This is a genomic window from Streptomyces sp. YKOK-I1 (genome assembly GCF_054660435.1).
This window is the reverse complement of record NZ_BAAGDR010000001.1, coordinates 1,811,951-1,834,289: the sequence shown is the minus strand read 5'-3', so window position 1 is coordinate 1,834,289 and position 22,339 is coordinate 1,811,951. Positions and strand designations below refer to the sequence as shown.

20 protein-coding genes are annotated in these 22,339 nt (G+C 71.7%); 13 read left to right on the top strand and 7 right to left on the bottom strand.

The window, feature by feature from the left end; all coding sequences use genetic code 11:
- Positions 1-17: 17 nt before the first annotated feature.
- A complete protein-coding gene (locus ACYQ8Q_RS07570; protein WP_460062975.1) occupies positions 18-1,142 on the bottom strand; it encodes an acyl-CoA dehydrogenase family protein in 1,125 nt (374 codons plus the stop codon).
- Between the two features lie 99 nt (positions 1,143-1,241).
- Here ACYQ8Q_RS07570 and ACYQ8Q_RS07565 point away from each other — a divergent pair, with 99 nt between their 5' ends.
- Positions 1,242-2,414: a thiolase family protein gene (locus ACYQ8Q_RS07565; protein WP_460062974.1), complete on the top strand. Its 1,173-nt coding sequence runs from the start codon at positions 1,242-1,244 to the stop codon at positions 2,412-2,414.
- Between the two features lie 488 nt (positions 2,415-2,902).
- On the opposite strand, the gene ACYQ8Q_RS07560 is transcribed toward ACYQ8Q_RS07565, so the two are convergent.
- Both ACYQ8Q_RS07560 and ACYQ8Q_RS07555 read right to left on the bottom strand, forming a co-directional pair.
- Positions 2,903-3,244 carry an ATP-binding cassette domain-containing protein gene (locus ACYQ8Q_RS07560; protein ID WP_460073209.1) on the bottom strand — a complete coding sequence of 114 codons (342 nt, stop codon included), beginning with the start codon at positions 3,242-3,244 and terminating at the stop codon, positions 2,903-2,905.
- A gap of 185 nt (positions 3,245-3,429) precedes the next feature.
- Complete coding sequence (locus ACYQ8Q_RS07555; RefSeq protein ID WP_460062972.1) at positions 3,430-4,908, bottom strand: aldehyde dehydrogenase family protein; 1,479 nt, start codon at positions 4,906-4,908, stop codon at positions 3,430-3,432.
- A gap of 252 nt (positions 4,909-5,160) precedes the next feature.
- On the opposite strand from ACYQ8Q_RS07555, the gene ACYQ8Q_RS07550 reads away from it, so the two are divergent.
- Positions 5,161-6,417, top strand: coding sequence for an amidohydrolase family protein (locus tag ACYQ8Q_RS07550; protein ID WP_460062971.1), 1,257 nt, complete (start codon positions 5,161-5,163; stop codon positions 6,415-6,417).
- A gap of 65 nt (positions 6,418-6,482) precedes the next feature.
- On the opposite strand, the gene ACYQ8Q_RS07545 is transcribed toward ACYQ8Q_RS07550, so the two are convergent.
- A complete protein-coding gene (locus ACYQ8Q_RS07545) occupies positions 6,483-7,499 on the bottom strand; it encodes an LLM class flavin-dependent oxidoreductase (protein ID WP_460062969.1) in 1,017 nt (338 codons plus the stop codon).
- A 79-nt stretch (positions 7,500-7,578) separates the two neighbouring features.
- Positions 7,579-8,352: an enoyl-CoA hydratase/isomerase family protein gene (locus tag ACYQ8Q_RS07540; RefSeq protein ID WP_460062968.1), complete on the bottom strand. Its 774-nt coding sequence runs from the start codon at positions 8,350-8,352 to the stop codon at positions 7,579-7,581.
- Positions 8,353-8,454: 102 nt separating this feature from the next.
- Between ACYQ8Q_RS07540 and ACYQ8Q_RS07535 the strand changes: the two genes are divergently transcribed.
- From ACYQ8Q_RS07535 to ACYQ8Q_RS07525, 3 genes are read left to right on the top strand one after another with little or no spacing between them, the layout of a single operon-like run.
- Entirely contained in the window at positions 8,455-8,763 is a 309-nt protein-coding gene (locus ACYQ8Q_RS07535; RefSeq protein WP_460062967.1) for a hypothetical protein, read from the top strand.
- A gap of 15 nt (positions 8,764-8,778) precedes the next feature.
- Positions 8,779-10,299 carry a class I adenylate-forming enzyme family protein gene (locus ACYQ8Q_RS07530; RefSeq protein WP_460062966.1) on the top strand — a complete coding sequence of 507 codons (1,521 nt, stop codon included), beginning with the start codon at positions 8,779-8,781 and terminating at the stop codon, positions 10,297-10,299.
- A gap of 4 nt (positions 10,300-10,303) precedes the next feature.
- Positions 10,304-11,338 (top strand): phosphotransferase family protein, encoded by a 1,035-nt coding sequence (locus ACYQ8Q_RS07525; protein ID WP_460062964.1) that lies wholly within the window; start codon positions 10,304-10,306, stop codon positions 11,336-11,338.
- A gap of 15 nt (positions 11,339-11,353) precedes the next feature.
- On the opposite strand, the gene ACYQ8Q_RS07520 is transcribed toward ACYQ8Q_RS07525, so the two are convergent.
- Together ACYQ8Q_RS07520 and ACYQ8Q_RS07515 are read right to left on the bottom strand one after the other, a co-directional pair.
- Positions 11,354-12,145 carry an SDR family NAD(P)-dependent oxidoreductase gene (locus tag ACYQ8Q_RS07520; RefSeq protein ID WP_460062963.1) on the bottom strand — a complete coding sequence of 264 codons (792 nt, stop codon included), beginning with the start codon at positions 12,143-12,145 and terminating at the stop codon, positions 11,354-11,356.
- On the bottom strand, positions 12,142-13,461 hold the full coding sequence (locus tag ACYQ8Q_RS07515; protein WP_460062962.1) for an acyl-CoA dehydrogenase family protein: 1,320 nt from the start codon (positions 13,459-13,461) through the stop codon (positions 12,142-12,144). The genes ACYQ8Q_RS07520 and ACYQ8Q_RS07515 overlap by 4 nt, the downstream gene beginning before the upstream one ends.
- Positions 13,462-13,563: 102 nt before the next feature.
- Between ACYQ8Q_RS07515 and ACYQ8Q_RS07510 the strand changes: the two genes are divergently transcribed.
- From ACYQ8Q_RS07510 to ACYQ8Q_RS07475, 8 genes are read left to right on the top strand one after another with little or no spacing between them, the layout of a single operon-like run.
- Positions 13,564-14,796, top strand: a complete 1,233-nt coding sequence (locus tag ACYQ8Q_RS07510) for a CaiB/BaiF CoA transferase family protein (RefSeq protein ID WP_460062960.1) — start codon at positions 13,564-13,566, stop codon at positions 14,794-14,796.
- 25 nt (positions 14,797-14,821) lie between these two features.
- Positions 14,822-16,021 (top strand): cytochrome P450, encoded by a 1,200-nt coding sequence (locus ACYQ8Q_RS07505; RefSeq protein WP_460062959.1) that lies wholly within the window; start codon positions 14,822-14,824, stop codon positions 16,019-16,021.
- Positions 16,022-16,031: 10 nt separating this feature from the next.
- Positions 16,032-16,499, top strand: a complete 468-nt coding sequence (locus ACYQ8Q_RS07500) for a VOC family protein (RefSeq protein ID WP_460062958.1) — start codon at positions 16,032-16,034, stop codon at positions 16,497-16,499.
- A gap of 20 nt (positions 16,500-16,519) precedes the next feature.
- Positions 16,520-17,686, top strand: coding sequence for an acyl-CoA dehydrogenase family protein (locus ACYQ8Q_RS07495; RefSeq protein ID WP_460062956.1), 1,167 nt, complete (start codon positions 16,520-16,522; stop codon positions 17,684-17,686).
- A gap of 1 nt (position 17,687) precedes the next feature.
- Positions 17,688-19,184, top strand: coding sequence for a class I adenylate-forming enzyme family protein (locus tag ACYQ8Q_RS07490; protein ID WP_460062955.1), 1,497 nt, complete (start codon positions 17,688-17,690; stop codon positions 19,182-19,184).
- Entirely contained in the window at positions 19,181-20,443 is a 1,263-nt protein-coding gene (locus ACYQ8Q_RS07485) for an FAS1-like dehydratase domain-containing protein (protein ID WP_460062954.1), read from the top strand. The genes ACYQ8Q_RS07490 and ACYQ8Q_RS07485 overlap by 4 nt, the downstream gene beginning before the upstream one ends.
- Before the next feature lie 2 nt (positions 20,444-20,445).
- On the top strand, positions 20,446-21,210 hold the full coding sequence (locus tag ACYQ8Q_RS07480) for a crotonase/enoyl-CoA hydratase family protein (RefSeq protein ID WP_460062953.1): 765 nt from the start codon (positions 20,446-20,448) through the stop codon (positions 21,208-21,210).
- Positions 21,211-21,212: 2 nt separating this feature from the next.
- A complete protein-coding gene (locus ACYQ8Q_RS07475; protein ID WP_460062951.1) occupies positions 21,213-22,334 on the top strand; it encodes a CaiB/BaiF CoA transferase family protein in 1,122 nt (373 codons plus the stop codon).
- The last annotated feature ends 5 nt before the right edge of the window (positions 22,335-22,339 follow it).

Here is a 22,339-nt window from a genome sequence, read left to right as displayed (position 1 = left end):
TCGGAGGGGGCCTGCGCTCAGGCCGGCACGGAAGCCCGTCGCAGGAGGGTGCACAGCCGGTCCCGGTGGACCGCGGCGTCCCCGTACAGCACGCTGTCGGCGCGGGCCCGGCGCAGGTGGAGGTGGAGGTCGTGCTCCCAGGTGAAGCCGATGCCGCCGTGCAGCTGCAGGGCCCGGGCCGAGACCTCACCGGAGCCGGCCGCGACGTACGAGGCCGCGGCACAGGCCGCCCGGCCGGCGCCCTCGGCACCGGCGTCGGCGGCCATCGCCGCGTACGAGGTGGCGGCCCGGGCGCCGTGCACCAGGAGAGCCATGTCGGCGCACGCGTGCTTGACGGCCTGGAACGTTCCGATCGGCCGCCCGAACTGAACCCGGGACCTGACGTGTTCGACGGTGAGCTTCAGCATGCGCTCCATCACCCCCAGCGCGTCGGCGCACCGCAGCACCGACGCCTCGTCGAGCAGCCGCTGGATCTCGTCGGGCCCGGCGGTGAGGCGGCGCCCGCGCGCGACGCGTACACCCTCGAACCGGACCTCGTGGAACGAACGGGTCAGGTCCAGGACCCGCTGCCGGCGGACGCTGACGCCAGGGGCCGTCCGGTCGATCAGGAACGATGCCGGAACGCCGTCGTGGAGCGCGGTCACGAGCAGCCATCGGGCGCCGCCCGCGTCCTGCACCGCTGTCTTGACCCCGTCGAGGACGATGACGTCCCCCTCGGTCCGGGCGGTGGCGCGGACACCGTCGAGGGACCAGGGAAGCCGCGGTTCGGCGAAGGCCCAGGTGGCCCAGCCGTCTCCCGCGGCCAGCGCCGGCAGCGCCTCGGCCCGCAGCTCGGGCGGCCCGGCGGCGGCCAGCGCCCTGCCGACGACCGCGGTGGGTGCGAAGGGGCCCCGCCCGAGGGCGTGTCCGACCTCCTCGGCGACGAGGGCGAGTTCCACCAGACCCTGGCCGGAACCGCCGTACTCCTCGGGCAGGGCCAGGCCGGGCCAGCCGAGGTCGGCGGTCAGCCGCCACACCTCCGGGTCGACGTCCTCCTCTCGATCCGCCCACGCCCGTACGCGCTCGATCGGGGCTCGGTCCGACAGCAGGTCGCGCGAGGCCTCGCGGAGCAGGATCTGTTCCGCACTGAGCTCGAAGTTCACACTCAGCAAGGTATCCTTTATTGGCTGCGTGGTCGAGATCTCGGCCGGATTTCTCCCCCCACCTCTTAGTGGCTCTCACATTTAAGTACTCTTAATTCCATGGTTGATGCCGTTCTTCTCTCCGCGTGCCGCACCGCGATCGGAACCGCCCGCCGAGGAACCCTGCGGGACACCGACGCCTTCGAACTCGCCACCGTCGTCGTCCGCGAGGCCGCGCACCGCAGTGGCCTGCCACTCGGCGCGATCGACGACGTCGTCCTCGGCGAATCCCTCGCCGGCGGCGGCGACATCGCCCGCTACGCGGCGCTCCGGGCGGGGCTCACCCATGTCCCGGGCCTGGCGCACAACCGGCACTGTGCCTCCGGTCTGGCGAGCGTGGCGACCGCCGCCGCGAGTGTGCGGGCCGGGATGGACCGCGCGGTGATCGCGGGCGGAACCCATTCGTCGTCGACCGCGCCGGTCGCCCGGCGGCGCAAACCCGGCACCGACGACTGGCAGGACCCCTGGATGGCCCCGACCCATGTCCCGACGCCCGAGGCGCCCAACGACGACATGGGGGTCCTCGTAGGCTGGAACACCGCCCGGCTGACCGGGCTCACCCGTGCCGAGATGGACGCCTGGGCCCTGAGATCCCACGAGCGCGCCGTACGGGCCGTCGACGAAGGCCGGTTCACCGACGAGATCGTGCCCGTGAAGGTCACCGACCGGGACGGTACGGCTTCGGTGTTCGACACCGACGAGCATCCACGGCGCGACACCAGCATCGAGAAACTGGCCGCGCTCAAGGCGCTGCACCCGGAGATCGAGGGCTTCTCCATCACGGCCGGCAACTCCAGCGGCGTCAATGACGGCGCGGCCGCGGTCGTCGTCGCCGACGCCGCCCTGGCCGCCGCGCACGGCCTCACCCCGATCGCGACCGTACGGTCCTGGGCGAGTGTGGGGGTCGACCCCGTCGAGACGGGGCTCGCGCCGGTCGCCGCGATCCGCAAGGCCCTGGACCGGGCCGGGCTCGGCATCGACGACGTGGACCTGTTCGAGGTCAACGAGGCCTTCGCCGCGGTGGCCGTCGCCACCACCCGGGAACTGGGGCTCGACCCCGAGCGGGTCAACCCGTTCGGCAGCGGGTGCAGCCTCGGCCACCCGATCGCCACCACGGGCACGCGGATGGTCGTGACCCTGGCACACGAGTTGCGCCGCCGGGGCGGTGGTACCGCCGTCGCCGCCATGTGCGCGGGCGGAGGCATGGGCTCGGCCATGGTCGTCACGGTCTGAACGGCCGTGGCCGAAGCCGGAGCCGAGGGCCTGGATCACCACTGGCACCGGCTCTCCACGGGGGCACGTAGAGACCCTGCGGAGGTGGTGCGGGCGTCCCGCACACCGGTGCTCGGCGTGACAACGGCCTCTGCTGCACGGGGCACTGGAGCCGGCACTCTCGCGGACGGTGAGGACACCAGCCTCGCCCTCGCCCTCGCGCTGGAGGGGACGGGTGAAACCGCGCCGGCGTCCTGGTGCGGCGAGGCCGCTGGGCGGACGAGCGGGTCGTAGCGGGGTGAAACCGTCGCGGTGTGGTCCGTCCTGCTTGTCGATGGTGAGGGGCCGGTCTCATCCACGCCCCGGCGCTGGAGGTGCGGGCGAGCACACCGGCGTCCTGACCTGGCTGATGTGGCGCGACGGTTCGCGGACCGGACGAGCACGGGCCATAGCGGGTGCGGACCGTCGCAGCGAGGTGCCTGGGACCGAAGCGCGGGAGCGTGGGACCGTCAGGCCGCCGTGGCCTGCCCGAGGTAGCGGCGCAGCAGTTCCGGCCCGGCCCGGTCCGCGTCGCCCGCCCACGCGATCGAGCCGCGCCGCAGGACCAGACAGCGGTCGGCGATGTGGAGCGCCCGGCTCGCGAACTGCTCGATCATGATCACGGCCACCCCGGCGGCCCTGGCCCGCCGCAGGCCCTCGAAGACCACGTCGACCATCTTCGGCGAGAGTCCGAGCGAGAGCTCGTCGGCGATCACGAGCCGGGGGTCGACCATCAGGGCCCGGGCGAGGGAGAGCATCTGCTGCTCGCCGCCCGACAGCGTCCCCGCCGCCTGCCGCTGCCGTTCCCGCAGGACGGGAGGCGGCCGGCTGGCTCAGTGCCGACCTGCTCCTTCACGGGCTGGAGAAGGCGGGCTGCGCCGCGAGCCGGGAGGAGCTGATGGCGGCGCTGCGCACCGACAGGAGCGCACCCGCATGCGGTGAGCGCATAGCCGGTGTGAAGGTGAGCATCAAGCAGGGCGGGCGGTGGCCGGGCCGCTCAGCGCGCGGCCCAGCTGACCGTCTTGGTCTGCAGATACTCGTCCAGCCCGAACTCGCCCCACTCACGCCCCAGTCCGCTCTGTTTGTAGCCGCCGAACGCGGCCCGCGGGTTCACCCCGGCGCTGCCCCCGTTGATCGTGACACCGCCGGCCCGGATGCGGGAGGCCATCTCGTACGCGGTCGTGGTGTCGGCGCTCCAGACGGCGCCGGCGAGGCCGTAGGGACTGTCGTTCGCGATGCGTACCGCCTCCTCGTCCGTGCGGAACGGGATGACGACCCCGACCGGCCCGAAGAACTCCGTGCGCGCGATGGTCATGTCGTTGTCGACGCCGGTGAAGAGGGTGGGTTCCACGAAGTAGCCCCGGTCCAGACCGGTGGGACGCCTGCCGCCGTGGACGAGACGCGCCCCCTCCTCCTCGCCGCTCCGGATGAGCTTCTCGACCTTGTCCCGCTGCGCCGCGCTGATCAGCGGGCCCATGGTGGTGGCGGGGTCGGCGGGGTCGCCGACCCTGACCGCGGTGAGGGCGGCCCTCAGCCGGTCGACCAGTTCGTCGTGGACGGACTCGTGCACGAGTGTGCGGGTCAGCAGGGAGCAGCCCTGTCCGGCATGGGTGGTGATGCCCGCGAGCGCGGAACGGACGGCGCCGTCGAGGTCGCCGTCGGCGCGGACGATGTTGGCGGACTTGCCGCCGAGTTCGAGGACGACCTTCTTCAGCGAGGCGGCTGCCTGGGTGTGGACCGTACGGCCCACCGTGTCGGAGCCGGTGAAGCTCACCAGGTCCACCATCGGGTGGGTGGTGAGCTCACGGCCGGCCGCGATGTCGCCGGTCACGATGTTGAGCACGCCCGGCGGCAGCCCGGCGGCGTCGGCGAAGTCGCCGATCAGCAGGGATTCCAGGGGGGTGGCCGGCGCCGGCTTCAGTACGGCGGTACAGCCCGCGGCGAGGGCCGGTATCACCTTCATCATGCTGAGGAAGAAGGGGAAGTTGTAGGCGGAGATCAGTGCGCACACGCCGAACGCCTCGCGGCGCAGCACCCCTTGGCAGATGCCGATGCCCGGCGCGATCGTCGGGGCCATCGGGTGCTCCCACCCGAAGGAGGGCATCACCCGCTCGGCCATGTCCCGCAGATGTGCGACCGGGACCCGGGTCTGGAGGGTCTCGGCCAGCGCGCGGACCGAGCCGGCCTCGGCCATGTTGACCGTCACGAGTTCCGGTAGCCGGCGCTCCATCTCCTCGGCCATGCGCAGCAGGACGGCGGCCCGTTCGGCGGGCCGCATCCGTGGCCAGGGTCCCTCGTCGAAGGCCCGCCGGGCCGCCTCGACGGCCTGGCGCACATCCGCCGGTGACGCGTCGGGGACCTCCGCGACCGTCTCCTCGGTCGCCGGATTGCGGACGAGGAGACGGGTGTCCGTCCGGCCCTCGGTCCGTCGTCCGTCGATGTAGAGCCGCGAAGAGAACGAGTGCACCGCCGTCATATGCCGTCTCCTGGTCACCTCTCGATGGGCAATTTGAGTGTACTGAATTAATGCATCCAGGGAAGGGGTGCGCGGTTGTCGGCTCCGTGTCAGGGAAATGTCAGCCTCTGACCTGGGAGGGTTCCGTCATTCCGTATGCCGAATTATTGACTGGACCGGTCGGTACAGCTAACTTCGGCTCCACTGCGGGTTGGGTTCCCCTCTGAACGACGAGGTTCGAAAGAGGTACCGTTTGTGTTCAAGGAATTTGTCGTGTCCGGCGACTCGCACATCATCGAGCCGGTCGATCTCTTCAAGACCCGGTTGCCCAGGCAGCTTCGGGAGCGGGCTCTGTGGGAAGAGGAGTTCACGCTGGACGAGCCGATCGTCGAGGGCGGGCACACCGAGTTCAAGAAGCTCCACACCATCGGCTACGACGGCTGGACCATCTCCAAGTACCGCCAGTTCGGCGGGGCCACCCCGGACGGGGAGCCGGACCACATCCTGCGGGACATGAACCTCGACGGCGTCGACGCCTCGGTGATGTTCCCCAACCTGTCGCTGTTCGTGCTGTTCACCGACGACCATGAGCTCTCGATGGCGCACGCGCGCGTGTGGAACGACTACATCGCCGAGCGGTTCCTCCAGCACAAGGACCGGCTGCGTCCGACCGCGGCCATCCCCGTCACGGACATCCCGGAGGCCGTCGCCGAGGTCGGACGGTGCGCGCGCCTCGGGCTTGGCGCGATCCTGATCCCGGAGACCCCGCCGGTGCCGTACGCGTCCCGGATCTACGACCCGCTGTGGGCCGCCGCCCAGACGCACGGGATGCCGGTGTTCATCCACGTCGCCACCGGCGGGGTGAAGACGAAGGAGCACGCCTCGGAGACGGCGACGACGGTCCGTCAGATGATGATGGCCGTCAACATGGGCAAGGGCCAGCTGACCGACGACATGGTGTCGGGCCGGCTGCAGAACTCGGCCGCGGGGTTCTCCAGCCCGCAGCGCATCATCGCCGACCTCGTCGGCGGGGGTGTCTGCGAGCGGTTCCCGAACCTGCACTTCAACCTGATCGAGTTCAGCGCCGGCTGGCTGGTCTCCTACATGGGCTTCATGGACAAGTCCTTCCGGACCGGCATCGGCCAGGACGCCGACTGGTGGCTCGGCTTCTGGGACGACGACCGCTCGCCGAAGGACCAGCCGGCCATGGGACGGCTGTTCACCATCAACGAGAAGTGGCCCTACCCGCTCAAGCCCAGCGAGTACATCCAGCGTCAGATCCACGTCCAGTTCGCGGACGACCCCACGGCGGTCAGGGCCCGCCACATCACCGGTGTGTCCACGATCATGTGGGGCAACGACTACCCGCACGCCGAGGGCACCTTCCGCAGCAGCGCGGACTGCGTCGCGTTCAACTTCGACGACACGGTCTCCGACGAGGACCGCGCGGCGATCCTGGGCGGCACGCTGGCCGACGTCGTGCACTTCGACAAGAGCCAGAAGCTCGCCCCCGCCCCTGAGAACGCCTGAACCGCGATCGATTTGCGGGTCGGCCCCGGAGCGCTCTCGCTCCGGGGCCGACCCGTGTCCGGCGCTCAGTCGCGGTCCGGTACGGCGCCGATCAGGTCGAGGGCGGCCGAGGCGTACGCGGCCCGTCGCCGACGGCTCACCATGAAGCTCGGAGGCGCCAGGTAGCCGACGTCGCGTGGCAGTGATCCGGCACGGCGGGCCAGGGCGTCCTTCGCGTCGGCGGTCGATCCGCAGACCGCGATCCCGGTGAGCATCTCGTCGGTGACCGCCCGCGCCATCCCGTCGGTGTCGCCCGCCCGGAACGCCGCACGGATCCGCGCCACGGGTTCCTCCCAGCCGTGGTGGGCGACGTAGGGGTCGTAGGTCTTGACGGTGAGGTAGAAGGCGATCATGCGCCGGGCGTCGGCGATGGCGCGTTGTGGTGCCGAGTCGTCGACCGCGGTGATGATCCAGCCGTGTTCGATCGGACGTGCACCGGTTCGGCCACCCTCGCCCTCGGCCGCGCCGCGCTCGGCCGAGGGCCGTACGACCTTGTTCCACCAGTCGCCGGTGAACAGACCGTGCCCGATCACCCCGTCGGCGACCCTGCCCGCCGTCGTCGCCATGCGGGTGTTGAACGCGGCGAGCAGGACGGGGATGTCCAGCCGGCCCAGCACCGGAGCGCGGACATCGGCGTCGAGTGTGTAGAACTCGCCGGAGTAGTGGACCTTCTCGCCGTTCTCCGCGTGCAGCCAGGCCCGCACCGCGGCGACGGTCTCGGCGATCCGGCCCACGGGGCGATCGGCGGGCACACCCAGCCAGTCCCGGTTGATGCGGAACGCCGCGCTGCCCAGGCCGAGGAACAGCCGGCCCGGAGCCCGGGCGTGCAGCTGGCGCAGGGCGGTGGCGTGTGCGTAGGGGGTGCGGGCGAACGCGTAGGCGATGGCAGGTCCCGCCATGGCCCGTTCTGTGTTCGCCACGATGTCGGCCACCGTGAGGTAGGCGTCGTGATCGACGAACTCCCCGGCGCAGAAGACGCCGACACCCGCCTGCTCCGCCTCCCGTCCGACGTCCCGGCCGGGCCAGGGCATGCCGAACCGCATGAGAGCCTCCCAGTGATTACCCTGAAGGTGGATTCCTTCCCTAAAAAGGTACACTTATTTCAGGGGAGGGTGGGGAAGGTCAGCGCAGCCTCCACTGTCCCCCGCGTACCGCGGAGCGGTCGACCTCGGCCTTGCCGAGGGGGTTTCCGATCTGCGTGTACGACAGGCCGGTGCGCAGCGCCTGGCTGCGCGTCGAGTCCAGCGACTCCCAGATCGCGCGGACGGTGCCCTGGACGGCGGCGGGGGGTTTGGCGGCGATGATCCGGGCGATCTCGTCGGCCCGGTCCCACAGTCGCTCACCCGGGAGAACCTCGCTGACCAGGCCGATCTGCAGGGCGCGCGCGGCCGACACGCGCTCGTCCAGGCCGAGCAGGGCGATGCGCAGCGCCTCGCCGAGCGGAATGCGCCGGGCCAGGCCGATCGGCTCCAGGGCCGCGGTGAGGCCATAGCTGACATGGGGGTCGAAGAACGTGGCGTCCTCCGAGCAGATCATGATGTCGGCTTCGTTGAGCCAGTAGAAGGCGCCGCCGGCGGCCATGCCGCGCACCGCGCACACCAGGGGTTTCCACACCTGGTTCAGCTTCGGCGAGAGGTACTCGCCGGGATCGGTCTGCGACCAGACGTTGGGGTGGCGGTCGATCCCCTCCTTGACGTCCATGCCGGTGCAGAACGCCCGGTCGCCGGCGCCACGCAGCACGACGACGCGCACGTCGTCGTCGGTTCTGACGGTGCGCCAGAGGGCGGCGAACTCCTCCAGCATCCGCTGGTTGAAGCCGTTCATGGCCTGAGGTCGATTGAGCGTGATCGTGGCGACGTGGTCGGTCACCTCGTACAGCACGGTCTCGAGTTCCATTCAGCGGCTCCGTTCTCGACGAGATCAGCGAAAGTAGTATACTTTTCTCTGGTTACTCGGTGTCGTTGGATCGGCACCACGAGAGCCGCGGAGGACACTGCGATGAGGCCACGCGTGGGGCAGATGCTCGCCAGTACGGTCGACACGACGGCGGTGATCGTCGTGCGGTGCCCGGACGACGAGCTGGAGATCACGTGCGGCGGGGCCGCCATGGTCGAGGGGAACGGACCAGCGGCCCTCACCGGTACGCCCGCCCCCGATCCGCTGGGCGGTTCACTGCTCGGCAAGCGGTACGCCGACGAGGACCTCGGCGTCGAGCTGCTCTGCACCAAGCCGGGACCGGGCTCGCTGGCGGTCAACGGCGTGCGGCTGCCGATGAAGAGCGCCAAGCCGCTCCCCGCCTCGGACTGACGGGCGGGGCGGCCCATGAACATATCGATGCTGCTGGACATGGCCGCCGAGGGTTTCGGCGACCGGGTCGTCATCGGGCGCGCGGAGAGCGGGCTGACCGCCGGACGCCTGCGTGAACTGGCCGCGGGCGGGGCCGACCTGGTGCGGGCCGCCGACGCCGACGCGATCGTGTACCTCGCGGTGAACGGCCCGGCCCTGCCCGTCGCGCTGTTCGCGGCGGCCCGCACCGGAGTACCGCTGGTGCCGGTCAACTATCGCCTGGGCGATGCGCAGTTGGACGCGATCCTGGCCAACCATCCCCGCGCGATCGGCATCGCCGACCGGGAGCACGGCGAGGCGCTGCGCCGCGTGGGGGTGTCGGTCCGTACGCCGGACGAGTGGCTCGCGCGGACCGCGGAGCACCGCACCCGCCCCGCCGCCGACGATCCGGCCCCACCCGACGCGCCCGCCGTCCTCATCTACACGAGCGGGACGACCTCGGCGCCCAAGGGCGTGGTCCTGCGCCACCGCAACCTGGTGTCGTACGTGCTCGGCACCGTGGAGTTCGCCGGCGCCGCCCCCGCCGAGGCGGCCCTGGTGAGCGTTCCGCCGTACCACATCGCCGGCGTCTCAGGCGTGCTGACGAATCTGTACGCCGGACGCCGGGCCCTGACCCTGGAGCAGTTCACTCCGGACGGCTGGCTCGGCCTGGTGCGGGAGCAGCGGATCACCAACGCGATGGTGGTGCCGACGATGCTCGCCCGCATCATGCACGCCGAGGGGCTGGACCGGTCGGTGCCCTCGCTGCGCGCGCTCGCCTACGGCGGGGCCCGGATGCCGGTCCGGGTCATCGAGGCCGCCCTGAGCGCGTGGCCGCACGTGGACTTCGTGAACGCCTACGGGCTGACGGAGACCTCGTCCACGATCACCGTCCTCGGGCCGCGGGAACACCGGACGGCCGTCGCGAGCGACGATCCCGTGGTGCGGGCCCGGCTCGGCTCCGCCGGGCTGCCGGTACCGGGGGTCGAACTGGAGGTCCGTGACCCGCTCGGCGGGCTCATGGCCCCGGGGGAGACCGGCCAGATCTGGGTGCGTGGCGAGCAGGTCTCGGGCGAGTACGCGGGACAGGGATCCTCGGTCGACGAACGGGGCTTCTTCCACACCCGGGACCAGGGGCATCTCGACGCCGACGGTTACCTGTACATCGAGGGCAGGGCCGACGACACGATCATCCGAGGCGCCGAGAACATAGCGCCGACCGAGATCGAGGACGTCCTGATGGCCCACCCGGACGTGCTCGACGCGGTCGTCGTGGGCGTCCCGGACGAGGAGTGGGGCCAGCGGATCGAGGCGGTGGTCGTCCTGCGCGACGGGGTGGCCGTCGACGGCGACGACCTGCGAGCGCAGGTGCGGGGCACACTGCGTGGCTCGAAGACACCGGAACGCATCTCACGCTGGCCCGAGCTGCCCCGCACCCCCACGGGCAAACTCCTGCGCCGCGACGTCGTCAAGGCACTGACCAGCGAAAGCCGGCAGGCCGCCGGCCGACAGGGATGAGGACATGAGCGTCGTCGCGGACAGCGCCGATCCGACGGCGGAGCTGGCGCAGCGGGCGGGCGCCGCGCTGCGCGGCTGGGCCCCGGACGCCACCGTGGAGTCGGTCGAGCCGCTGGCCGGAGGCACGTCCAGCCTCACCTACGTCGCCGTGCTGTCGGGTGCCCCCGACGGCTACGAGCGGGTGGTGCTCAAAGTGGCCCCGCCAGGCCTGGAACCGGTCCGCAACCGCGATGTGCTGCGGCAGGGCCGTCTTATGCGCCTGCTCGGCGACGTGGCCGGCGTGCGGGTGCCCAAGGTGCTTTTCAGCGACAAGGGCGCGCCCACGGCCCGCCAGCCCTTCGTCGCCATGGAGCTCGTGCCCGGAGAGTGCGTGGAGCCGGTGCTCGTGCCCCGGGGGACCGTGCCGGCCGGGCAGGTACGGGCCCGCGCGCTCGACGCGGCCCGGATGCTCGCCCACCTGCACCGCGTGGACCCCAAGCGCACCGCCCTGGCAGTGGAGCCGGTCGTCACGCCCGGCGCCGAGATCGACCGCTGGACCCGGGCGTTCACGACCGTGCCCGAGGATCTGCGCACCGGATACGAGGCGGTCGAGGCACGGCTGCGCGCGACCATGCCCGCCGCGATGATGCCGGTGATCACGCACGGCGACTACCGGCTCGGCAACACCCTGTGCGAGGGGAGCTCGGTCGGCGCTGTCATCGACTGGGAGATCTGGTCACTCGGCGATCCGCGGGTCGACATCACCTGGCTGACCTTCTTCACCGACGAGGCCCGCCACCCGGCGTCCCCGTCCCACGAACCGACCGGCATGCCCTCCAAGGCGGAACTGATCGACGCCTACCAGGAGGAGCGGGGCGGAGCACTGCCGGACCTGCCCTGGTTCGAGGCGCTGACGAAGTACAAGGAGTCCGCCGCCACGGCCCTGTTGGTCAAGCGCGGCCGGAAGGCGGGCCGTCTCACCGACATGCACCGGCGTATGCGGCCCGCGCTGCCGGTGCTGCTGGGGGAGGCGATGGAGCTGCTCGGCCGCCGTGGTTGAGCGTCCGTCCGCAGCTCAGTACAGCCCGCCGTCCACCCGGATCAGGGATCCGGTCGTGTAACCGGACGCGTCGCTCGCGAGGTACAGCGCCGTACTGATGATCTCCTCCGGCCGCCCCGGCCGGCCGGCCGCGCTGCGGGTGGTCCGGCGCTTCTCCTGCGACCACGCCTTGGAGATGTCGGTGAGGAACGGGCCGGCGGAGATGGTGTTGACCCGCACCCTGGGGCCGTACTCCAGGGCGAAGACCGTGGTCAGCGTGTTGAGCGCCGCCTTGGCGCCGGCGTACGGGCCGAACCGCGGCTGCGGGAACAGCGCTCCCGAGGAGGAGACGTTGATGATCGAGCCGCCGTCCCCCTGCGACATCCGCTGCCCGATCAGCGAGGCGAGCCGGAACGGGCCCTTGAAGTTGACCCCGATCACCTTGTCGAAGAGCTCCTCGCTGGTCTCGGCCGACGACGGTGCGAGCGGCGACATCCCGGCGTTGTTGACCAGCACGTCGACGTGGCCGAACGTCTCGTACGCGGCATCCGTGAGCCGGGCCAGGTCGTCCCAGTGACCCACGTGCGCGGCGACCGGCAGAGCGCGCCGGCCCAGGTCCCGAACCTCCGCCGCCGCCGTCTCGCACGCGTCGAGCTTGCGGCTGGCGATCACCACGTCGGCGCCCGCGGTGGCGAAGGCGCGTACCATCTCCCGGCCCAGACCCCGACTGCCGCCGGTGACGAGGGCGACCTTGCCGGACAGGTCGAACAGGTCGGCCGGGGCGATGGACCCGGTGTCGCGACCGTGCGTGTCGTGCCCGTGGGTCATGCGTCCACCCGGCCGCTGAGACTGTCGTCGTCGATGATGTGCGCGTACCGCTTGCGGGCGGCTTCCAGCTTGGGCGGGATGTGCTCGCTGGGGAACATCCCCTCGGCCGGCCGGTGGTTCTTCAGCAGCTGCCTGGCGATCGTGGCGCGGTGCACCTCGGTGGGGCCGTCGGCGAGGGCGAGGTTGGGGGCGGCCATCCACCACCTGGCGAGCGGGAGTTCGCCGGTCGTACCGAGCGAGCCGTGCAGATGGACCGCCCGCTGGATGATGTCGTGCAGCACCTTGGCCGTCTGCACCTTGCACATGGCGATCTGGGTGCGGGCGGCGCCGTGCGGCTGTGTGTCGATGATCCAGGCGGTGTGCAGCACGAGCAGCCGGAACTGCTGCAGCTCCACCCAGGAGTCGGCGATGAACTGCTGCACCGCCTGCTTCTCGGCCAGCAGGGTGCCCTGCGTACGGCGGGACAGTGCCCGCTCGCACATCATGTCGAAGGCGCGGGCGCACTTGCCGACCGTGCGCATCGCGTGATGCACGCGGCCGCCGCCGAGGCGGGCCTGGGCGACCTCGAACCCCTCACCGGGGCCGCCGAGCATCGCGTCGAGCGGGACGCGGACCTGGTGGTAACGGATGTAGGCGTGGATGCCCTCGTCGAGGTTCTCGCGCTCGTCCATGGTGCCGACGTTGCGCTTGATCTCGATGCCGGGTGTCTCGGACGGCACGATGAACATCGACATCCGCCGGTGCGGCGGCGCGTCGGGGTCGGTGACGGCCATGACGATGAGGAAGGCCGCGTACCGGGCGTTGGAGGAGAACCACTTCTCCCCGTCGATCACCCAGTGGTCGCCGTCGCGCGAGGCCCTGCACACGAACTCCTTGGGGTCCGCGCCCGCCTGAGGCTCGGTCATCGAGAAAGTGGAGACGATCTCCCCGTCGAGCAGCGGCCGGAGGTGGCGCGCCTTCTGCTGCTCGGTGCCGAACATCGCGAGGATCTCGGCGTTGCCGGTGTCCGGGGCGGCGGTGCCGAACACCGTCGGGGCCCAGTAGGAGCGGCCGAGGATCTCGTTGAGCAGCGCGAGCCGCACCTGCCCGTAGCCCTGTCCGCCCAGTTCGGGGCCCAGATGACAGGCCCACAGACCCTGCGCCCGGACCTGCTCCTGAAGCGGCCCGAGGATCGCGCGGGCCTTCTCGTTGCGGGTGTCATACGGGTCGCCGCCGTGCGGGAACAGCAGGTCGAGCGGCTCGACCTGCTCGCGCACGAAGGCCGCCGCCCAGTCCAGTCCGGCCTGGAACTCAGGATCGATCGTGAAATCCAGCATGACGAAAACAGTATACTTTTTAGCGCCCTCGGTCCATACTCGAGGGCGGAATGGGCGCATTGGGTATGCGCAATAGCGATGAGCTGCGGAGGGGTTGGTCCGATGCAGAGGCCGATGGAGGGTGTGCGGGTACTCGAGGTCGCCCAGTTCACCTTCGTGCCGGCGGCGGGTGCCGTGCTCGCCGACTGGGGCGCCGACGTGATCAAGATCGAGCACGCCGAACACGGCGACGCCCAGCGCGGGCTGGTCCGCGTGCTCGGCTACGAGGCCGCCAGCGCGGGGTCCTCGTTCCTCCCGATCATGGAGGGGCCCAACCGTGGCAAACGCAGTGTGGGCCTCGCCCTGGAGAAGCCGTCCGCACGCCCGGTGCTGGAGGAACTGATCCGGAACAGCGATGTGTTCCTCACCAACTTCCTGCCCGAGGCGCGGGCGAGACTGCGGATCGACGTGGAGGACGTCCGGGCGGTCAACCCCGACATCGTCTACGTCCGCGGCAGCGGCTTCGGCGCCCGTGGCGAGGAGGCGGGCAAGGGCGGCTTCGACAGCACGGCCTTCTGGGCGCGAGGCGGCAGCGCCGCCGGTGTCACCCCGCCCGGCGCCGACCGTATGACCCGGATGCCCGCCGGCGCCTACGGAGACTCGATGGGCGGCATGACGATCGCCGGAGGCGTCGCCGCGGCCCTGTACTCCCGGGCCGCGACCGGGCAACCGTCCGTCGTGGACGTGTCCCTGGTCGGCGTGGGCGCCTGGGCGACACAGTTCACGGTCAACCTCGCGCTGATGACCGGCGGCCCGCTCCCGTCGAACACCCCGCCCCGGCACGGCTCGGCCACCAACCCGCTCATCGGCGCCTACCGCACCTCGGACGGCCGCTGGATCGAACTGGCGATGCTGCAACCCGGCCGCTACTGGGCGGAGTTCTGCAAGCTGGCCGGCCGCGAGGAACTGGGTGCCGACGAACGCTTCGACAGCACCGAGAAGCTGATGGCGCACGCCGCCGAGGCCGCCGACATCGTCGCCGGGCTGATCGCGTCCCGTCCCTTCGCGCAGTGGACCGAGATCCTCTCCCGCGGCGAGGGACAGTGGGCGTCCGTTCAGAACGCCTGGGAGGTGGGCCAGGACCCCGCCCTGCGCGCCAACGGTCTCATCGCCCCCGTCGTGGACGCCGACGGCGTCCACCGCGAACTGGTCGCGAACCCCGTCCAGTTCGACGAGACCCCGGTCAGCCTCACCCGGGCGCCCCAGTTCGCGGAACACACCGACGAGGTGCTGCGCGAACTCGGTCTGGGCGACGAGGAGCTGATCGCGCTCAAGATCGACGGCGCGGCGACCTGACGGCCGTACGACGAGAGGAGCCGTGATGAGTACCACGCTCGAACCCGAGGGAACCCACGACGGGATGCCCGCCTACCACTTCGACAACCGCCTCGGCGGCCCGGTCCTCAGCCACCAGGAGCGCTGGGACGAGCTCGCCGGCACCCACTCCGGGTTCCGCAGCACCGTCGCCCGCGGCTACTGGGTCGTCACGGACGGCCCGGAGGTGCAGAAGGCACTCCAGGACTGGCGGACCTTCTCCAACAAGTCGGTGACGGCGCTCGAACCGGACCCGACGTTCCTGTGGATCCCCGAGATGCTCGACCCGCCGGTGCACAACGTGTGGCGCCGGCTGCTGGGCCGCTACTTCTCTCCCGGCAGCGTCGCCGCCCGTGAGCCGGAGGTCCGCCAGGTCGCGGCAAAGATGATCGACGAGCTGAAGGAGGGCGGCGGCGCCGACGTGCTCGACAAGTTCGCGCGCCGCTTTCCGACCCTGATCTTCATGCGGCTGATGGGCCTGCCCGAGGAGGACCTGGCCACCTTCCTGGCCTGGACCCACGATCTGCTGCACCTCTCCCACGGGGAGGACCCGGACGGCGCCCGGCAGATGGCGGCCATGCGGGAGGTGTCGGCGTACTTCGAGGAACAGATCGCGATGCGCCGCGAGAGCCCGCGAGACGACCTTCTCTCCCACGCGTTGGCGTGGACGATCGAGGGCGAGCCGATCAGCGACCGCGACATGCACGCCTTCTGCGTCCTGATGTTCCAGGCCGGCTTCGACACCGTCCCGATCTCGATCGGCTGGGCGCTCTACCACTTCGCCACCCACCCCGGGCAGCGCCGCGAGATCCTCGCCGATCCGTCGCTCGTCCCCACCGGGGTGGAGGAGATCCTCCGCGTCTACTCGTTCGTCGTCCCGGCGCGCAAGGCGACCAGGAACGTCGAGGTCGGCGGCTGCCCGGTCAGGGCGGGCGAGATGGTGATGCTCCCCCTGGCGGTCACCAACCGCGACCCGGGACGCTACGAGGAGCCGCTGGAGGTTGACCTGCGCCGCAGGACCACCAACCACATCGCGTTCGGCTCGGGCCCGCACCGCTGTCTCGGCTCCCACCTGGCCCGCCTCGAACTCAACGTGGCGATGGAGGAGTGGCACCAGCGCATCCCCGACTACCGGATCGCACCCGGCCAGGACCTCTGGGCACACGGCAACATGTACGGCATCACGTCGCTGCGCCTGGAGTGGTGAGGGAACGGCGATGGCACCTCCCCTCAGCGCCGCGGACCTCTATCACACCGGGATCGTCGTGCCCGACGTCGACGCCTGGAAGGCCCGCATGAGCGAGGTCGCCGGCCACCGGTGGACCGCGACCATGTCCGCGGACCTGTCGGTCCGGCTTGCCGACGGCGACCGTGTGCTGAACCTGCGCTACACGTACTCGCTCGACGCCCCGCACATCGAACTCGTCCAGGAGATCCCCGGGACCCCGTGGACGGGTGCCGACCGCATCGCCACCCACCACCTCGGCTACTTCTGCGACGACATCACCACGACCTCCGAACGACTGGAAGAAGCCGGCTTCGCCCTGGAGGCCTGCGCGCTCGTCGACGGAAACCCGTCGGTCTTCGCCTACCACCTGGCCCCCTCCGGTGTGCGGATCGAGATCGTGGACCGTGCCCGGATGCCCGACTTCGCCGCCTACCTCCGCTCGAAGACCCCCCAGTGACAGCCGAGGACGACACACACGTGGCACCCACCTTCACCCTCACCTTCACCGAGGAGCACGAGGCACTCCGTTCGACGCTGCGCCGCTTCCTGGCGGACAAGGCGCCGAGTGAGGCGATCCGTCGCTCCATGGAGTCCGAACAGGGCCACGACCCGGCGCTGTGGCGGCAGATGGCGGACCAACTCGGCCTGCACGGCATGGCGTTGCCCCAGGAGTACGGCGGCTTCGGCGGCGGCCCCGTCGAACTGGGCATCGTCCTGGAGGAGCTTGGCCGGGTCCTGCTGCCCTCGCCGTACTTCGCCACCGTGGCACTCGCCGGACAGGCACTCGCCGCGTCCGGCGACGCCACGGCGCAGGCACGCTGGCTGCCCGCGATCGCCGACGGCACCCTGACCGGCACGCTGGCCCTGGCCGAGCGGAGCGGCTCCTGGCGCCTCGAGGACGTGACCGCCACGGCCGTACGCGACGGCACCGGCTGGCGGCTGTCGGGCACGAAGATGTTCGTGATCGACGGCCACAGCGCCGAACTGCTCCTGGTCGTGGCCCGCTCGGACACCGGCCCCGCGCTGTTCGCCGTGGCCGGTGACGCGGCCGGAGTGACCCGGACCCGCCTGGAGACCCTCGACCCGACCCGTCGGCTGGCCCGCGTCGACCTCGACCGTGCCGAGGCGGTCGGCGTCGGCCCGGAAGGGGACGCCACCGGCCGTCTGCGCGCCGTGCTCGACCTCGCCGTGGTGGCGCTCGCCGCCGAACAGGTGGGCGGCGCGCGGGCCTGCCTGGACGCGGCGGTGGAGTACGCCAAGGCCCGGGTGCAGTTCGGCCGGCCCATCGGGTCCTTCCAGGCCGTCAAGCACCGCCTCGCCGACATGCTGCTGCGGATCGAGGCCGCCCGCTCGTCGGCGTACCACGCGATGGCCACGGCGGCCGAGAACGCCGGAGCGGACACGGGCGCGCTGCCGACGGCCGCCGCGCTCGCCGCCTCGTACTGCGCGGAGGCCTACACCCACGCGGCCAAGGACAACATCCAGGTCCACGGCGGGATCGGCTGCACGTGGGAGCACGAGGCACACCTCCACCTCAAGCGCGCGAAGTCGTCCGAGCAGCTCTTCGGCAGTCCGGCGACCCACCGGGGGCGGCTGGCCGACCTGGTCGGAATCTCCGCTCCCCGGCCGACGAAAGGCTCCTGACGTGGGAATTCGCGACCGTCTGTCCCGGCTGCTGGCCGACGCCGCCGCCGACGCCGAGGCGATCGAGCACGACGGCCGGTGGTGGACCTGGGGGCAGGTCCGGCAGACCGCGCGCAGTGTCGTCGAGGCACTGGACGCGGCAGGCCTGGGGTCCGGCGCCCGTGTCGGCGTCGTCCTGGAGAACCGGCCCGAGCATGTCGCGGTGATCGCCGCGGTGATCGCCTCCGGGCGCTGCCTGGTGATGCTCAGCCCGCTGCAGCCCGCCGCGCGGCTCGCGGCCGACATCGCGGGCTGCAGGCCGCCCGTCGTCGTCTCCGGTGCCGAACCCCTGGCCCGCGAGGGCGTCCTGGACGCGGTGACCGCGCACGGCGCGGCCCTGGAGCTGGGCACGGACGGCACTCTGCGGCCCGTGGGCGGTCGGGCCCCCGCCGACGCGGCGGCCGGCCCCGGCGTCGCCGTGGAGATGCTCACCTCCGGCACCACCGGCCCTCCCAAACGCGTCGACCTGCGCATCGGCCAGCTCGACCAGGCCCTCGTCTCCGGCGGGCAGATCCCCAGGACCGACCGGCTCCTGTCGCGGTCGGCGGCGCTCGTGGCCGCACCACTCGTGCACATCGGCGGACTGTGGCGGGCGCTCGCCTGTCTCGCGACCGGACGCCGGATGCTGCTGCTGCCCAAGTTCGCCGTCGAACCCTGGGCGAGCGCCGTGGAGCGCCATCGGCTGCGGGCGGTGAGCCTGGTGCCGGCGGCCCTCCGTGCCGTGCTCGACGCGGGCGTACCGAAGGAACGGCTGGCCAGCCTGCAGGTCGTCACCTCGGGTACCGCGCCCTGCCCGGCCGAACTCGCCGACGCGTTCTTCCGTACCTACGGCATCCCCGTCCTGATGACCTACGGGGCCACGGAGTTCGCCGGTGCGGTCGTCGGCTGGACACTGCCGCTGCACGAGCGGTGGTGGCCGCACAAGGCGGGCAGCGCCGGGCGCGCCTTCGACGGTGTCGAACTGCGGGTGACCGGCGAGGACGGAGCCGAACTCCCCGTCGGCCGGACCGGTCGCCTGGAGGTCCGCACCGAGCAGAGCACCCGGGGCGGCCGGACCTGGGTGCGCACCAGCGACCTCGCCCGGATCGACGCCGACCGGTTCGTGTGGATCGAGGGACGCGTCGACGACGCCATCGTCCGCGGAGGCTTCAAGGTGCAGCCGGAGACCGTCAAACGGGTGCTGGAGAGCCACCCGGCCGTGCGGGAGGCCGCCGTGGCGGGGCTGCCGGACGCCCGGCTCGGCGAGGTGCCGGTCGCGGCGGTCGAGCCCCGACCCGGCCATGCCGTGCCGGACCCCGTCGCCCTTGCCGCCCTGTGCCGTGCCCGGCTCACCCCGTACGAGGTCCCGGCGCACATCGTCGTCCTCGACGCCCTGCCCCGGACCCCGTCGAGCAAGGTCAGCAGGATCGAGTTGCTGGACCTCGTCCGCACCCGGATCGCACAGGAGGACCGGAGTTGACCACCACCGAGCGGTACGGCGTGCTCACCGACGAGGCGGTCGAGCGATCCCGTCTGCGCCTCGGCGTTCCCCAGCCCCAGCGCAACCCCCCGCACAACTACGAGGTGACCTGGGACGGCGTACGCCACTTCGCGTACGGCTACGGCGACGACAACCCCCTCTACTGCGACCCGGACCACGCGTCCGCCAGCCGCTGGGGCTCGCTCGTCGCACCTCCCACCTTCCTGTACACGATGGGGGAGGACGCCGCGCCGACGCCGGACGCCGAGACCAGGGCCCTGCTCAAGGGCGACCCCTTCGCGGGCCTCGGTTCCTACCAGGCGGTGATGGAGTTCGAGTGGTGGCGCCCGCTGCGCCTCGGGGACCGCTGCCGGGTGCTGCAGACCCAGGTGGGCGTCCACCTGAAGCCCAGCAGCTTCGGCGGCCGCACCGCACACGTCGTCCGCGACTACCTCTACGCCAACGGGCGCGGCGAGCCGCACGCCCTCAGACGCGGCACGTGGATCAACGCAGAGCGGCACACGTCGAGGAAGCGGGCCAAGGAACAGCTCGTCCAGGAGCCCTACAGCGCCGGGCAGCTCGCCGGGATCGACGCGGCCTACGCGGCCGAGACCCGGCGCGGCGCCACCCCCCGCCACTGGGAGGACGTCGAGATCGGCGAGGAGCTCCAGCCCCGGGTGAAGGGGCCGTTGACCGTCACGGACGTGGTCGTCTGGCATCTCGGGTGGGGCATGCAGCTCACACCGCCCGGTGTGTTCGGGATCGCCGCGAAGGTCCGCCGCAAGGCACCTGGCCTCTACCCGCCGAACCCGCTGAACGTCCCCGACACCGTGCAGCGACTGCACTGGGAGCCCGAGCGGGCCCGGGAACTGGGCCTGCCGAACCCCTACGACTACGGCGGCATGCGCGAGACCTGGCTGTGCCATCTGCTCACCGACTGGATCGGCGACGACGGCTGGCTGTGGAAGCTGCGCTGCGAGCACCGCAGGTTCAACTACCTCGGTGACGTCACCTGGGTGCGCGGCACCGTCGTCGGCAAACAGCTCACCGACGGGCGGGCCGAGGTGCACATCGAGGTGCGCTGCGAGAACCAGCGCGGTGAGATCACCACCCCTGGCACGGCCGTCGTCCTGCTGCCGACCCGGGAGCGCGCCGTCGAGCTCCCGGCACCGCCCGCCGCGGACCTCGACGGCATGGTCGCCCATGAACTGGCCCGGTTCGCCGTGACCGGCGATCACACGCACGATTCGAGGAGGTAGGCGTGTCGGACGAAGTGCTGGTGGAGCGCCGTGGCGCGGTCCAGGTCATCACGATCAACCGCCCGGAGAAGAAGAACGCGCTGAACGCCGCGGTGGCCGCCAAGGTGGCGGCGGCGGTCGACGAACTCGACGCGTCGGACGAGCTGCGGGTGGGCGTCCTCACCGGGGCGGGCGGGACCTTCTCGGCGGGGATGGACCTCAAGGCGTGGCTGCGCGGTGAGACCCCCGCGATCGAGGGCCGAGGCCTGTGCGGGATCAGCCTGACGCCGCCGCGCAAGCCGCTGATCGGCGCGGTCGAGGGCTGGGCCCTGGCCGGTGGCTTCGAACTGCTGCTGGCCTGCGACCTCGTCGTCGCCGCCCGCACCGCGCGGTTCGGCGTGCCCGAGGTGACCCGGTCGCTGGTCGCCCGCGCGGGCGCCGCCCTCCACCTGCCCCGCCGGATCCCGTACGCGATCGCCCTGGAACTGCTGCTCACGGGCCAGGCGATCGACGCCGAACGGGCCGCCGCGTACGGCCTGGTGAACCGGCTCACCGACGAGGGCGGCGCGCTCGAAGGAGCCCTGGAACTAGCCGAGATCATCGCCGCGAACGGCCCGCTGGCGGTCGCGGCGACCAAGGAGATCGCCCGCTCCACCGCCGACTGGACGCTCGAGGAGGCGTGGGGCAAGCAGTTCGACATCGCCGAGCCGGTGTTCCGGTCGCAGGACGCGAGGGAAGGCGCGGCGGCCTTCGCCGAGAAGCGGTCGCCGGTCTGGAAGGGCCGCTGACCATGGGAGAAGGACCACTCGCCGGGTGCCGGGTCGTCGAACTCGGCGGCATCGGGCCGGGGCCGTTCGCCGGGATGCTCCTGGCCGACCTTGGGGCGGAGGTGGTCCGCGTGGACCGGCCCGGCCGGGCGGACGAACCGGATGCGGGCGGACCGGCGGACGTGCTGAACCGGGGCAAGAGGTCGGTCGTACTCGATCTGAAGGACCCGGCCGCCATCGCCGCCCTCCTCGAACTCGTCGAGCGTGCCGACGTGTTGATCGAGGGCTTCCGTCCCGGCGTCACTGAACGGCTCGGCATCGGACCGCACGACTGCCTGGCCCGCAACCCCCGCCTGGTCTACGGCCGCATGACGGGCTGGGGCCAGGACGGACCGCTCGCCCGCGCCGCCGGACACGACATCACCTACATCGCGCTGACCGGCGCCCTCGGTGCCATCGGGGATTCCGCGGGTCCGCCGCAGATCCCGCTGAACCTCGTCGGCGACTTCGGGGGCGGCGGCTGCTATCTGGTGATCGGTGTGCTGGCAGCCCTGCACGCCGCCGCCCGCACCGGCCGAGGCCAGGTCGTCGACGCGGCCGTCGTCGACGGCACCGCCCACCTCCTCGCCAGCACCTTCGCCAAACTCGCCCGCGACGAGTGGAGCGACGAGCGCGGCGTCAACCGCTTCGACGGCGGCTGGCCCTTCTACGCCGTCTACGAGACGAAGGACGGCCGCCATGTGGCCGTCGGCGCGCTGGAGCGCACGTTCTACCGGAGCCTGGTCGACCTGCTCGGCCTGGCCGTGGACCCCGGCCGGCAGCACGACCGGTCGACCTGGCCCGAACTGCGGCGGCTGCTGACGGAGCGGTTCGCCGAGCGCACCAGGGACGAGTGGGCGGAGCTGTTCGAGGGCACCGACGCCTGCGTGGCACCGGTCCTGAGCCTCACCGAGGCCGCCGCACATCCTCATCTCGCCGCGCGCGCGAGCCTGTTCACCCGCGACGGAGTGGTCCAGCCGGCCGCCGCCCCCCGCTTCTCCGTCACCCCGTCGAGCCCCGGCCGCACTGCACCACCCGTCGGCGCCGACACCCGGGCGGTGTTCCGGGACTGGGGCGTCGACCCGGCCGTGCGGATCCCCGACTGAACCCA